Below are 13,735 nucleotides of genomic sequence, written 5' to 3' on the forward strand. Positions count from 1 at the left end.
CCGGGCCACAGCGTCAGGCCGTGCCGAGGGCGCGGACGACGGCCGAGGGGCTCGGTCGTCCGAGCTGCCCGGCCATCCACGTGCTGGTCGCGACGACGGAGCCGAGGTCGACGCCGTGCTCGATGCCCAGGCCGGTGAGGAACCACACCAGGTCCTCGGTGGCGAGGTTGCCGGTGGCGCTCTTCGCGTAGGGGCAACCGCCGAGGCCGCCCGCGGAGGCGTCGTACGTCGTCACGCCGGACTGCAGGCCGGCGTGCACGTTGGTGAGCGCCTGGCCGTAGGTGTCGTGGAAGTGCAGCGCGAGCCGGTCGGCCGGCACGCCGGCGTCGACGAAGGCCGCGACGAGCGCGCGGACGTGGCCGGCGGTGGCGACGCCGATGGTGTCGCCGAGGCTGAGCTGGCCGACGCCGAGGTCGAGCAGCCGCTTGCCGACGGCAACGACCTGCTCGACGGGGACCGCGCCCTCCCACGGGTCGCCGAAGCACATCGAGACGTAGCCGCGCACGTCCATGCCCTCGGCGAGGGCACGGTCGATGGTGGGCTCGAACATCTCGAACTGCGACTCGAGGGTGCGGTTGAGGTTGCGCTCGGCGAAGGTCTCGGTCGCGGAGGCGAAGACCGCGACGTGGCGAAGGCCGAGCTCGACGGCGCGGTCGAGGCCGCGCTGGTTGGGCACCAGCACCGGCAGCTCGCGCGCCCGGTCGCCGAGGTCGGCGGTGAGGCCGGTCATCAGCTCGGCGGCGTCGGCCAGCTGCGGCACCCACTTCGGGTGGACGAAGCTGGTCGCCTCCACCACCGGCAGGCCGGCCTGCAGCAGCCGCTGCACGAACTCGGCCTTCACCGCGGTCGGCACGGCGACCTGCTCGTTCTGCAGGCCGTCGCGGGGCCCGACCTCGTAGATGGTGACCTTCGCCGGCAGCCCCGGCTCGGGGACGACCATCGGCAGCGGCGCCTGCACCGTCACTGTCCCTCCTCCACGACGAACAGCACCGCGCCCAGGGCGACCTGCTGGCCGACCGACGCGCTGACGGTGGCCACCGTGCCGTCGTACGGTGCCTTGAGCGCGAGCTCCATCTTCATCGCCTCGACGACGCCGAGGACCTGGCCCTCGGTGACCGCCTCGCCCTCGGCGACGCGGACGTCGAGGACGGTGCCGGGCATCGGGGCGACGATCGTGCCGTCACCGGCGGCGACGCCGTGGTCGGTGCTCGCGTCGGGGCGGGTGAACACGAACCGCTGGCCGTGGTGGGCCAGCTCGACGTGGTGGCCGGTGACCCGGGCGACGGTGCCGGCAGGGACCCGCGGGGCGGCGGTCGCGACCTCGTCGAGCTCGACGGTCGGCGCGGCGGCAGGGCCGCCCATCCGGAAGCCGTCGCCGGCGAACGGGCCGGACCGCTCGCTGTGCGTGTCCAGCCAGAGCCGGGCGGCGATCGCGCGGGCCGGAGCGGCGTCCGGCGCCGGCACCTCGTGCCGGTCCAGCCAGGCAGTGTCGATGCCGCCGGGCTCGGCGAAGGCGTCGCTCGCGGCGAGCTCGCGCAGGAAGCCGGTGTTGGTGGTGAGGCCGAGGATCGCGGTGTCGTCGAGCGCGGCGACCAGCGCGCGGCGCGCGGCCTCGCGGTCGCGGCCGGAGACGATCACCTTGCCGAGCATCGGGTCGTAGGACGTGCTGACGACCTGGCCGGACTCCAGCGCGTGGTCGACCCGCGCGGCCGCCGGCCAGTGCACGACGTCGGCGCGACCGGCCTGCGGCAGGAAGCCGCCGAAGGCGTCCTCGGCGTAGATGCGGGCCTCGATGGCGTGCTCGCCGAAGGCGATGCCGGCCTGGTCGAACGGCAGCGGGGCGCCGCCGGCGACGGCGAGCTGCAGGGCGACCAGGTCGGTTCCGCTGTGGATCTCGGTCACCGGGTGCTCGACCTGGAGGCGGGTGTTCATCTCGAGGAAGTAGAACTCGCCGGTGCCCGACTCACCTGCGTCGAGGAGGTACTCGATCGTGCCGGCGTTGACGTAGCCCACCGACGCGGAGAGGGCGACCGCGGAGGAGTGGATCCGCTCGCGCAGCTCGTCGTCGAGCGCGGGGGCGGGGGCCTCCTCGATGACCTTCTGGTGGCGCCGCTGCACCGAGCACTCACGGGTGCCGAGGTGCACGACGTGGCCGTGGGCGTCGCCGAGGACCTGCACCTCGATGTGGCGGCCGCGCTCGACGTACTTCTCGATGAGGATGGTGTCGTCGCCGAACGCGCTGGCCGCCTCGCGCTTCGCGGCGGCGATGCCCTCGGGCAGCTCGGCGGCGGAGCGGACCACGCGCATGCCCTTGCCGCCACCACCGGCGGCGGCCTTGACCAGCACCGGGTAGGCGAAGCCGGCCGGGTCCTCGTCGAGGGCGTACGACGGCACGACGGGCACGCCCGCGGCGACGGCGAGGTCGCGCGCGGCGTCCTTGCGGCCCATCTGCTCGATGACCTCGGGCGTCGGGCCGACCCACGCCAGCCCGGCGCCGGTGACGGCGCGGGCGAAGGCGGCGTTCTCGGACAGGAAGCCGTAGCCGGGGTGGATCGCGACCGTGCCGGCCGGGCCGGCCTCCTTCGCGGCGGCGAGGACGGCGTCGGCGTCGAGGTAGCTCGGCACCCGGATCGCGACGTCGGCGTCGTGCACGTGCAGCGCGTCGGCGTCGAGGTCGGTGTGCACCGCGACGGCGCGCAGGCCGAGGGCGCGGCAGGTGCGGAACACCCGGCGGGCGATCTCGCCGCGGTTGGCGACGAGGACGGACTGGATCTGGGTCATCGCTCGCTCACATCCGGAAGATGCCGTAGGACGGCTCGGGGGTCGGGACGGCCGTGGTGACCTCGAGCGCCATGCCGAGGACGCGCCGGGTGTCGGCCGGGTCGATCACGCCGTCGTCCCAGAGCCGGGCGGAGGCGTAGTAGGGCGAGCCCTGGGTCTCGTACTGCTCGCGGATGGGCTCCTTGAACGCCTCGTCGTCCTCGCGGCCGGCGACGGTGGCGAGCACGTTGGCCGCCTGGTCGCCGCCCATCACCGAGATCCGGGCGTTGGGCCACATCCACAGGAAGCGCGGGTCGTAGGCGCGACCGCACATGCCGTAGTTGCCGGCACCGAACGAGCCGCCGATGACGACGGTCAGCTTCGGCACGACCGAGCAGGCGACCGCGGTGACCAGCTTGGCGCCGTCGCGGGCGATGCCGCGGTTCTCGTACTCGCGGCCGACCATGAAGCCGGTGATGTTCTGCAGGAACAGCAGCGGGATGCCGCGCTGGTTGCACAGCTCGACGAAGTGCGCGCCCTTGAGCGCCGACTCGCTGAACAGGATGCCGTTGTTGGCGACGATGCCGACCTGGTGGCCGTGGATGCGGGCGAACCCGCAGACCAGGGTCTCGCCGTAGAGCTGCTTGAACTCCTGCAGCCGGCTGCCGTCGACGAGGCGGCGGATGACCTCGCGGACGTCGTACGGCGTGCGGGTGCTCGACGGCACGACGTCGTAGATCGTCTCGGGGTCCTCCAGCGGCTCCTCGACCTCGACCCGCTCGCGCGGCGCCGGGGCCGGCAGCGTGTCGACGATGCCGCGCAGGATGCGCAGCGCGTGCGCGTCGTCGTCGGCCAGGTGGTCGACGACGCCGGACCTGCGGGCGTGCACGTCGCCGCCGCCGAGGTCCTCGGCGCTGACGACCTCACCGGTCGCGGCCTTCACCAGCGGCGGGCCGCCGAGGAAGATCGTGCCCTGCTCCTTGACGATGACGGTCTCGTCCGACATCGCCGGCACGTAGGCACCGCCGGCGGTGCAGGAACCCATGACCGCGGCCAGCTGCGGGATGCCGCGGGCGGACATGTTGGCCTGGTTGAAGAAGATCCGGCCGAAGTGCTCGCGGTCGGGGAACACCTCGTCCTGCATCGGCAGGAAGGCGCCGCCGGAGTCGACGAGGTAGATGCACGGCAGGTCGTTCTCGGCCGCGATCGTCTGCGCGCGCAGGTGCTTCTTGACCGTGATCGGGTAGTAGGTGCCGCCCTTGACGGTCGCGTCGTTGGCGACGACGAGGCAGTTGCGGCCCTGCACGCGGCCGATGCCGGCGACGACGCCGGCCGACGGGACGGCATAGTCGTCGCCGGGCTTGCCGTACATGCCGTAGGCCGCCAGGGGCGCCACCTCGAGGAACGGGCTGCCCGGGTCGAGCAGGCCGTCGACGCGGTCGCGGGGCAGCATCTTGCCGCGCCCGGTGTGCTTGGCGCGGGCGGACTCGGTGCCGCCCTGGCGCACCCGGGCGAGGCGCTCGCGCAGCTCGGCGCTCAGCTCGCGCAGGCTGGGCTGCGCGCCGGCGTCGGCGCTGGTCTCGTCGCCGGCCGGGGTCTCGGTGCTGGTCTGGGACACGACCTCAGGTTAACGATCATTAACCTCTCCTGACAAGCCCCTCGCCCGGGCTGCGAGCGGTCCTAGCGGACCCGGAGCAACGCGCCGGGTCCGAACAACGGACCGGTGACGTAGACCTTCCCTCCGACGGCGTCCACGCCGCCGGGCAGGACCAGCTGGTCAGCGGCCAGCTCGCGGGCGTGGGTGTGCCCCCGGTGGCGCCAGAGCCGGAACAGGCCACCGACCTCGGCGCCGGCCAGGCCGAGCTCGAAGGCCAGCCAGCTGGCCTTCGACAGCTCGAGGGCCAGCACGCTGTACCGGTCCGCGGCCAGGTCGACGATCGAGGTCCGTCCGTCGGCGTACCTGCGGCAGGCGCCCTGGTGCGGCGCCTCCGGGTCGCAGGTCGCGTCCACGCTGCCGGGCCTGATCCGCCAGACCTGCGAGGTGCCGGGCGTGGCCGGGAAGCCGCGCAGCTCGCCGACGTACCAGTAGCCATCGGGACCGACGGCGACCGACGTGGCCACGGCCTCGGAGAGGATCGGCGTGCCGGCCGGCGGCAGCGGTCCGCCCTCCTCGGGCGGGATGTCCGGCAGCCCCTCGGGCACCTCGACGAGGCGCGGCTTGAGCCGCGCGACCGTGCGGATCGTGCCGTCGCGCCACACCCGGAGCAGGTCGTTGCCCGCCGCGTCGGCGACCAGGACGCTGCCGTCGCGCAGGGCCGCGAGACCGTAGGGGTTGCTGTCCTCGGGGAAGTCCTCCTGGTCGTCCGGGTCGGGGTCGGTGGCCTGGTAGGCCGCGATGTCCGCCACGGGCCGCGGCGCGCTCCACCCGGGGCGCCACTTGAACAGGGTCGCTCCCGCGGCGGGCTCGCCCGGCTCCCCGGAATCGTCCGGCTCCTCGGCGGAGCTGCGCAGGAGGCCGGCCGCCTCCTCCGGCGGCGGCCCGGCCGCCCCGGTCAGCAGGAAGACCGTCCCGTGGCGACCGAGGGCGATGGCCGGCGGGAAGTCGGTGGCCAGGTTGCCGAGGGGTATGACGCGCGCCGGCTTGCCGCGGCGCTCGACGACGAGGCTGAAGTCCCCGCCGGTCTCGGTGACCAGGGTGCGGCCGCCACCGAGGGCGTCCACGCCGCGCGGGCCGTCGAGAGCGGTGATGGTGCGTGGGGCGTGGCCGTTGCCGCTGCCGCCGGTGGTGCCGGCCAGGGCGGGGGCAGCGGCGGCGGCCAGCGCCAGCGCGACACCCCCACCCCGAGCCGGACGTTGATCGGTGCCATGTGGAGCTCCCTCCGAGGTGTCGGGGAAGCCTCCCTCCCCCACAGGCCTGCCTAGCAAGCCGGGACGGCCCGGGTCATGCCCGATCTGGGGCACGTTGGCCCCCGGTCCGGTGGCCAGCGGTCCCCCACCGCGCCGGTGAACGACCGCTAACCTGTGGCCATGAGCGAATCCCGGCGCGAGCAGATCCTCGCCACCGCGGCGGACCTGTTCGCGGCGCGCGGCTTCCACGGGGTCTCGGTCGCCGAGCTCGGCGCCGCCTGCGGGATCTCCGGACCGGCGCTCTACAAGCACTTCCCGTCCAAGCAGGCGATGCTGGCCGAGATGCTCACGTCGATCAGCGAACGGCTGCTCGAGGTCGGCCGCGAGCGGGTCGCCGCGGGCGGGGGCGACCCCGCCGCCGCGCTGCGCGGCCTGGTCGACTGGCACCTGGAGTTCGCGCTCACCCAGCGCGCGCTGATCGTCGTGCAGGACCGGGACTGGGAGTCGCTGCCCGAGGACGCCCGGGCCCAGGTCCGCCGCCTCCAGCGCTCCTACATCGCGCTGTGGGCCGACCAGCTGCGCGCGCTGGACGCCCACCTCGACGAGCCGTCGTCGTACGCCGCCGCCCAGGCCGCCTTCGGCCTGCTCAACTCCACCCCCCGCGCCGGCCACGCCGTCCCCGACGCCCGCCTGCGCGACCTGCTGGCCGCCATGGCCCTCGCCGCCCTCGGCGTCGCCCCCGCCCACTGACCCCTCAGCTCACCCGCCGTCCCCGGCTGGTGACAGGCAGGGCCGCCGGGGCGGTAGTCCCTGACGAAAAGCACCGTCGTACGGCGTGTCGCGGTGCTTTTCGTCAGGGACTACCGTCGTTCGCCGCCTCCCGCCGAGGGGTCTGGCCCGGGGTCCGGAGCGGGGTAGTCCCGGGTCAAAAGCACCGAAAACCCTGTGGAAAGGTGCTTTTGACCCAGGACTACCGCAGCAATTCCGCCCCGTCTCAGGCCCTGTCTCAGAACCCGGGCTCGGTGCGGTCGAGGATCGGGGTGAGGTCGAGGCCGGCGGGCAGGGTGCCGAAGGCGCTGCCCCAGTCGCGGGCGAGGCGGGTGGCGCAGAAGGCGTCGGCGACGGCGGCGGGTGCGAACCGGAGGAGCAGGCCGGCCTGGAAGACGACGGCGATCTGCTCGACGAGGCGGCGGGCGCGCAGCTCGATGTCGTCGAACTGGGTGAGCTCCTTCTTCAGCGAGGCCACCGCGTCGTCGTAGCGCGGGTCGGTGCCGACGGCGAGCTCGGCCTCGACGAAGAAGGCGTCGAGGGACTCGGGCTCGCGGCCGATGGCGCGCAGCGCGTCGAGGGCGGCGACGTTGCCGGAGCCCTCCCAGATCGAGAGCAGCGGCAGCTCGCGGTAGATCCGGGCGAGGTCGAAGTCCTCGGTGTAGCCGTTGCCGCCGAGGCACTCGAGCGCCTCGTTGGCCAGGACCGGTCCGCGCTTGCAGACGTAGTACTTGGTCGCGGCGAGGGCGAGGCGGCGCAGCGCGGCCTCACCGGCGTCGCCGTGGATCGCGCGGTCGTTGGCGCCGGCGAGCCGCATCATCGCGGTGGTCGCGGCCTCGGACTCGACCGCGAGGTCGGCGAGCACGTTGCGCATCAGCGGCTGGTCGATGAGGAGCTTGCCGAAAGCGGCACGGTGGCGGGCGTGGTGGGCGGCCTGGACGAGCGCGAAACGCATGCCGGACGCGGAGCCGATGACGCAGTCGAGGCGGGTCATGTTGACCATCTCGACGATGGTCTTGACCCCGCGGCCCTCCTCGCCGACGAGCCAGCCGACGGCGTTGTCGTACTCGATCTCCGAGGAGGCGTTCGACTTGTTGCCGAGCTTGTCCTTGAGCCGCATGAAGCGGATCGGGTTGGCGTCACCGCCGGGCAGCACCCGCGGGAGCAGGAAGCACGACAGCCCTCCGGGCGCCTGGGCGAGGGTGAGGAACATGTCGGACATCGGCGCCGAGGTGAACCACTTGTGCCCGACGATGCGGTAGCTGCCGTCGGGCTGCGGGGTCGCGGTCGTGGTGTTGGCGCGGACGTCGGAGCCGCCCTGCTTCTCCGTCATCGACATGCCGGCGATGAGACCGGCCTTGGCCTCGGGGTCGCGCAGGCCGAAGTCGTAGACCCGGTTGGTGAGCAGCGGCTCGAAGCGGGCGGCGAGCTCAGGGTTCGCCCTCAGGGCGGGTACGACGGCGTAGGTCATCGAGACCGGGCAGCCGTGCCCGGCGTCGACGTTCCAGGCGTAGAACTTCGCGGCGCGGGCGACGTGCGCCCCGCGGCGGTCGTCGGCCCAGGGCGCGGCGTGGACACCGTGGCTGACCGCGGTCTCCATGAGCTGGTGGTAGGCCGGGACGTACTCGACCTCGTCGACGCGGCGGCCGTAGCGGTCGTGGGTGTGCAGCCTCGGCGGCACCCGCTCGGCGAGCCGGCCCCAGTCCATCGCCTCCTGCGTGCCGGCGAGGCGGCCGAGCTCGCGGATCTCCGGCAGCGCCCACGCGGCGCCCTCGCGCTCGATGCCCTCGAGGAGCGCGGGGTCGGCAGAGGTGTCGTGGCCGACGAGCGGCGGGACCTGATTGGTGACGTCGTGCGTGCTGGACATGGTCATCCCTCGCTGCTGGTGTGCTGGTTGGTCACGTTGCTGGTGCGCGGGCCGTGGTCGTCGTACGGCGCGGCGTCGCGCTCACGCACCGCCTGGCGGAAGCCGACCTCGGCGGCGCGCTGCTGGAAGGCGTAGCCCTCGCGGGTGTGGCGGGCGACGCCATCGAGGACGGTGCTGATCATCTGGCTGTTCTGGACGCCCTGGGCGAGCAGCGCGGAGTTGAGCGCGAGCTTGACCATGACGAGCTGGTTGAGCGGCATCGCGGCGATGCGCTGGACCAGAGCCTCGGTGCGCTCCGCGAGCTGCTCGGGCTCGGGCGCCTCGACCGCCAGGCCCCACTCGGCGGCCTCGCGGCCGGTGAGCGTGTCGCCGGTGAGCAGCAGCCGCTTGGCGCGCTGGTCGCCCAGCCGGTGCGCCCACAGCCCGGCGGACGGGATGCCCCAGACCCGGGTCGGCGGGTAGCCGATCTTGGCGTCGGCCGCGACCACGATCTGGTCGCAGTGCAGCGCGATGTCGGTGCCGCCGGCCACGCAGAAGCCGTGGATGCTCGCGACGGTGGGCTTGTTCGCGTGCAGCAGGCTCGCGAAGCCGCGGGTGAAGCGGCTCATCATCGCGTAGTCGACCATCGGGTCCCAGGTGCCGGCCGGGTCGTGGTTGTGGGCCTGCACGGTCGGGTCGAGCACGGTCCCGACCTGCGGGGCGCCGCCCACGAGCCCGCCGTCCATCAGCCCCTCGGCCGAGGCGGCGAGGTCGTAGCCGCCGCAGAAGCCCTTGCCGCGCCCGCTGAGCACGATGACGTGCACCCGCGGGTCGAGGTCGGCGCGCTCGACGGCGTCGGCGAGCTCGACCGGGGTGTCCGGGGTGATCGAGTTGCCCTGCTCGGGGCGGTTGAAGGTCAGCCGTGCGACCCGGCCGTCGACCTCGTAGGTCAGCGTCCGGTAGGCGGGCACCTCCTCGCTCGGCGGCGGGGCGTCACGGTACGGCGAGTCGGGGCCCTCGTGCGCAGGCCGGCGCCACCCGGCGGGTTCGGTCATGGCACGACATTACGCGTCGGGAAACAGTTGTGTCGAGATCTGTAGCGTGGAAGGATCCCGGCCGTGGCCGTCGACCTCGCCCCGCTGCCGGCCCGCTCGGTGGTGCTGAGCCTGCTGCTCGGGTCGCACCCGCACCGGATGTCGTCGGCCGAGCTGGTCCGCGCCGGCGAGCACTTCGGCGTCCCGGCCTCCACCACCCGGGTCGCGCTCACCCGCGCGGTCGCCGCCGGGGACCTCTACCGCGAGGACGGCGACTACGTGCTGGGCGAGCGGCTCGCGCGGCGCCAGCGCCGGCAGGACGAAGCCGTCCTCGACGCCGAGACGCCGTGGGACGGCAGCTGGGAGCTCGCGGTCGTCGTGGTGGCCGGTCGCCCCGGGCCGGAGCGCGCGGCGCTGCGGGACCGGCTGGCGTCGTACCGCCTGGCGGAGCTGCGCGAGGGCGTCTGGACCCGGCCGGCCAACCTGTCGCGGCCGCGGGGGTACGCCGACGACCCGGTCCTGCGCTGCTTCACCGCCGTCCCCGACGACGACCCGGCGGCGATGGCGTCCGGGCTGTGGGACCTGCCCGCGTGGGCCGCGACCGGCCGCGAGCTGCTCGACGCGCTGGGGTCGACCACGGACCCGGCCCCGCGGCTGGCCGTCGCCGCGCAGGTCGTGCGCCACCTGGCCGGCGACCCGCTGCTCCCCGCCGCCCTGCTGCCGCACGGCTGGCCGGCCGCGCAGATGCGGGCGGCGTACGCCGGCTACCAGGCCGAGCTGCGCGCGCTGGCGATCGGGCGGTAGGGCTGGGCGAGTCCGGGACGTCGCGACAGTTTCGCCGGTCGACCGGCGAAACTGTTGCTTGACCGACGAAACTTCGTCGGTCAGGTGTGAGTTTTGCCGGTCGACCGGCGAATCCTGTGACTGGTGGGGCGATCTGGGCGCGCCGGCTCAGGCGTCGTCCGGCTCGCCGAAGTCGCGCAGCAGGGACTGGGCGCGCAGGGCGGCGTCGACCGCGAGCTCGACGTCGTCGGCGAGCTCGCCGACGACCGGGGTGGCAGAGCCGTCGGGCTGGTCCGCGGCGCGGGCGTGGAGGGCGGCGAGCAGGGCCTCGCGGTGCAGGCCGCGCAGGGCGAAGAGGACGAGCGGGTCCTCGTCGACCAGCCAGCCGGCCTGGACGAGGACGGCGATCGCGTGCTTGCAGGGGTCGAGGTAGTGGTCGCAGGTGCAGCGGGCGGCCAGCTCGCCGCCGTAGGGCAGCAGCTCGACGCCGACCTCCTCGGCGTGCTCGACGAGGTCGTGCGGCAAGGTGCCGGAGAGCAGGTCGGCGATCCGGCCGGACTCGGCGGCGACCACCTCGACGAGGGCGGTGCGCACCTCCGGCTCGAGGACGGGGACGTCGACCTCGACGGTCCAGGCGTCGTCGCCGTCGCGGACGGCGGCGAGCAGGGAGCCGTCGTCGACGCTGATCCCGCCGACGTCGCCGCGGCGGGCGGCGGCGCGGCCGGGCTTGAGCTCGGCCTCGGAGTACGCCGCCTCCTCGACCGCACGCTGCCACGCCTTGCCCCACCAGGTGCGGACCCCGCGTGGGGGCTGGGAGAGGCGGGCGTAGGTCGTGCGCATCAGTCGGCGTCCTGCTCGGCCAGCAGCGCCTCGCGGCGCTGCTCCTTGCGGAGGGTGACGAGGTCGCGCAGCTCCTCGTTGCTCAGCTCGGTCAGCGCCGCCTCGCCGCGGGCGAGCACGGCGTCGGCGAGCTGGCGCTTGCGGGTGAGCAGCTGGGCGACCCGCTCCTCGATGGTGCCGCGGGTGACCATGCGGTGCACCTGGACCGGCTTGGTCTGCCCGATCCGGTAGGCACGGTCGGTGGCCTGCTCCTCGACGGCGGGGTTCCACCACCGGTCGACGTGGATGACGTGGTCGGCGCGGGTGAGGTTGAGGCCAGTGCCGCCGGCCTTGAGGGAGAGCAGGAAGACGGGCACGCCGTCAGTGGCGTCGGCGTCCTGGAACCGGCGAACCATCGCCTCCCGCTGCGCGACGGGGGTGCCGCCGTGCAGGAACTGGTGTGGCACCCCGACGCTGGTGAGGTGCTGCTCGATGAGGCGGGCCATGGCGACGTACTGCGTGAACACGAGGACGGCGCCGCCCTCGGCGAGGACGGTGGCGACCAGCTCGTCGAGGAGCTCCAGCTTCTCCGAGCGGCCGGTGAGGCGGACCGCGCCGGACTGCTTGAGGAACTGCGCCGGGTGGTTGCAGATCTGCTTGAGCCCGGTCAGCAGGGCGAGCACCAGGCCGCGGCGGCTGTCGGGGTCGGCACGCTCGATGCGCTCCATCGAGTCGCGGACGAAGGCCTCGTAGAGGACCACCTGCTCGCGGGTGAGGCCGAGCAGGTGGTCGGTCTCGGTCTTCGGCGGCAGCTCGGGCGCGATGCCGGGGTCGGACTTGCGGCGGCGCAGCAGGAACGGGCCGATCAGGTCGGCGAACTGGCGGGCCTTGGTCGGCTCGGTGCCGGACTCGATCGGCGCACCCCACACCCGGCGGAACGCCTGACGGCTGCCGAGCAGGCCAGGGACGCACCAGTCGAGGATCGACCACAGCTCAGTGAGGTCGTTCTCCACCGGCGTGCCGGTGAGCGCGACGCGGGCGCGGTTGGGCAGCTGCCGCAGGGCACGGGCGGTGGTGGTGCGGGAGTTCTTGACGTGCTGCGCCTCGTCGGCGACGACGAGGTCCCACTCGACGCCGGCGAGGGTGGCGGCGTCGCGACGCAGCGTGCCGTACGTCGTCAGCACGAACCCGCCGCCGAGGTCGTCGAGCGAGCGGGAGCCCCCGTGGAACCGGCGCACCGGCACGCCGGGGGCGAACTTCTCGACCTCGCTCTCCCAGTTGCCGAGCAGGCTCGCCGGGCACACGACGAGGGTGGGACCGTCGCCGGCGAGCCCGGCGGCGCGGCGGTGCAGGTGCAGCGCGATGAGGGTGATCGTCTTGCCCAGGCCCATGTCGTCGGCCAGGCAGGCGCCGAGGCCGAGGCGGGTGAGGTCGGCGAGCCAGGTCAGCCCGTGACGCTGGTAGTCGCGCAGGGTCGCGGCCAGGCCCGGCGGCTCGGGCAGCGGGTCACGGGTGGCGGCGGCGAGCACCTGCTCGCGGACCTTCAGCAGGCTGGCGCCGACGACGACGACGGCCGTGGCGGGCTCGTCGTCGACGGCGGGGACCTCGGTGGTGCCGGTGAGCGCGGCGGCCAGGGCCTGCGCGCCGGTCGCCTTGCGGATCAGCCGCTTGCGGGCGCGCAGCGCCGTCGTCGGGTCGACGACGGTCCACGCGCCGCGCAGCTTGACCACCGGGCTCGCGGCCCGGGCGAGCTCGGCCACCTCCTCGTCGGTGAGCGGCTCGCCGTGGAAGGCGACCTGCCAGGAGAAGGCGAACAGCCCCTGCGCCGAGAACGGGCTCTCCTGCAGCGGCAGCTCCTCGGGACCGCGCTCCCCCGCCTTCGGGTCGCGCTGCCGGTCGAGGACCGCGCGGGTGGTCAGCTCGGGGCCCAGCGAGCGGGGCCAGTGCACGTCGACGCCGACCTCGCGCAGCGCGCCGACCCGCTCGAGGAGGCTGGAGATCTCCTCGCCGTCGAGGGCCAGCTGGTCGGGCACCGACAGGGCGAGGAAGCGGTCGAGCACCGGCCACACGTCGGCGGCGGCGCGCAACGCGATGCTGGCGTGGATCCGCGCCCGGGCACCGAACCCGTGGTCGTCCTCGGAGCCGGTCCACAGCAGGGCGGCGTCGCAGACGTGCAGCGGATCGCGCTCGTCGTGCACCTGCAGCACCACCCGCACCGCGCCGGCGACCAGCTCCTCCTCGTCGGCCTCGACCCGCAGCGAGACCCGCACCAGGTCGGGCAGCTCGGCACGACGCGAACGGCGCTCGGCCTCCTCCTCACGCGCCGCCCGCTCGGCGAGCCGCTTGCGGACCCGGTCGGCGAACTCCTCCGGGTCACGGACGGCCGCCGCCGCGGAGGCGGCCGTCGTCGCGGCAGCACTAGCTGCTGACCGGCCCGGCCGGGTGCGCAGTGCCGGGGCCGCGCGGGGCATGGCGTCGGCGACCGCGTCGAGGACGTCGCGGACCAGCCGGGCTGCGTCGTCGGCGGAAAGGCCGTCGTGGGCACGGGCAGCGGCGAGGCGTCGTACGGCGTCGCGGTCGGCGTCGTCGAGACCCTCGACGCGCCACCCGGGCCGCTCGTCATCGGTGGGCGCGACCTTGCCGGCAGCGACCAGGCGCAGCCCGAGCAGCGCGGCGCCGCTGAGGAGCGCGACGCTCGGGTGGGTGTCGTCGCGGGTGTGCGCGCGGCTGAGCACGGGCAGCGCGGCGCGCACGGGCAGCGACACGCTGCGGCCGGCGGGCGCGGCGTCGGTGAACTCGATCAGGGCCGGGCCGTCCTCGTCGCCGGCCCGGAAGGTCGCCGGGCCGGTGACGGGAACGAAGCTCACATGGGGACGTT

General features: G+C 74.3%; 10 protein-coding genes. 2 read left to right on the forward strand and 8 right to left on the reverse strand.

Annotation, left to right across the window (positions count from 1 at the left end; genetic code table 11):
* Positions 1–13: 13 nt before the first annotated feature.
* The 4 genes from NOCJ54_RS0114005 to NOCJ54_RS28365 form a co-directional block, all read right to left on the reverse strand.
* On the reverse strand, positions 14–964 hold the full coding sequence (locus NOCJ54_RS0114005; protein ID WP_028655992.1) for a hydroxymethylglutaryl-CoA lyase: 951 nt from the start codon (positions 962–964) through the stop codon (positions 14–16).
* Positions 961–2,781 carry an ATP-binding protein gene (locus tag NOCJ54_RS0114010; protein ID WP_028655993.1) on the reverse strand — a complete coding sequence of 607 codons (1,821 nt, stop codon included), beginning with the start codon at positions 2,779–2,781 and terminating at the stop codon, positions 961–963. Before NOCJ54_RS0114010 ends, NOCJ54_RS0114005 begins: the two co-directional genes overlap by 4 nt.
* A gap of 7 nt (positions 2,782–2,788) precedes the next feature.
* A complete protein-coding gene (locus NOCJ54_RS0114015; RefSeq protein ID WP_198020227.1) occupies positions 2,789–4,309 on the reverse strand; it encodes a carboxyl transferase domain-containing protein in 1,521 nt (506 codons plus the stop codon).
* A gap of 131 nt (positions 4,310–4,440) precedes the next feature.
* A complete protein-coding gene (locus NOCJ54_RS28365) occupies positions 4,441–5,670 on the reverse strand; it encodes a ScyD/ScyE family protein (RefSeq protein WP_198020225.1) in 1,230 nt (409 codons plus the stop codon).
* 117 nt (positions 5,671–5,787) lie between these two features.
* On the opposite strand from NOCJ54_RS28365, the gene NOCJ54_RS0114025 reads away from it, so the two are divergent.
* Complete coding sequence (locus NOCJ54_RS0114025) at positions 5,788–6,357, forward strand: TetR/AcrR family transcriptional regulator (RefSeq protein WP_036518014.1); 570 nt, start codon at positions 5,788–5,790, stop codon at positions 6,355–6,357.
* 256 nt (positions 6,358–6,613) lie between these two features.
* Here the strand turns inward: NOCJ54_RS0114025 and NOCJ54_RS0114030 are convergent, their stop codons facing one another.
* Positions 6,614–8,242, reverse strand: coding sequence for an acyl-CoA dehydrogenase family protein (locus NOCJ54_RS0114030; protein ID WP_028655996.1), 1,629 nt, complete (start codon positions 8,240–8,242; stop codon positions 6,614–6,616).
* A gap of 2 nt (positions 8,243–8,244) precedes the next feature.
* Complete coding sequence (locus NOCJ54_RS25885; RefSeq protein ID WP_051485854.1) at positions 8,245–9,276, reverse strand: crotonase/enoyl-CoA hydratase family protein; 1,032 nt, start codon at positions 9,274–9,276, stop codon at positions 8,245–8,247.
* A 63-nt stretch (positions 9,277–9,339) separates the two neighbouring features.
* Between NOCJ54_RS25885 and NOCJ54_RS0114040 the strand changes: the two genes are divergently transcribed.
* Complete coding sequence (locus NOCJ54_RS0114040) at positions 9,340–10,059, forward strand: PaaX domain-containing protein, C- domain protein (protein ID WP_232221790.1); 720 nt, start codon at positions 9,340–9,342, stop codon at positions 10,057–10,059.
* A 147-nt stretch (positions 10,060–10,206) separates the two neighbouring features.
* On the opposite strand, the gene NOCJ54_RS0114045 is transcribed toward NOCJ54_RS0114040, so the two are convergent.
* Positions 10,207–10,878: an SWIM zinc finger family protein gene (locus tag NOCJ54_RS0114045; RefSeq protein WP_036518016.1), complete on the reverse strand. Its 672-nt coding sequence runs from the start codon at positions 10,876–10,878 to the stop codon at positions 10,207–10,209.
* Positions 10,878–13,724, reverse strand: coding sequence for a DEAD/DEAH box helicase (locus NOCJ54_RS0114050; protein ID WP_028655999.1), 2,847 nt, complete (start codon positions 13,722–13,724; stop codon positions 10,878–10,880). The genes NOCJ54_RS0114045 and NOCJ54_RS0114050 overlap by 1 nt, the downstream gene beginning before the upstream one ends.
* Between the last annotated feature and the right edge of the window lie 11 nt (positions 13,725–13,735).

This window comes from Nocardioides sp. J54, assembly GCF_000519005.1.
Taxonomy (GTDB): Bacteria; Actinomycetota; Actinomycetes; order Propionibacteriales; family Nocardioidaceae; genus Nocardioides.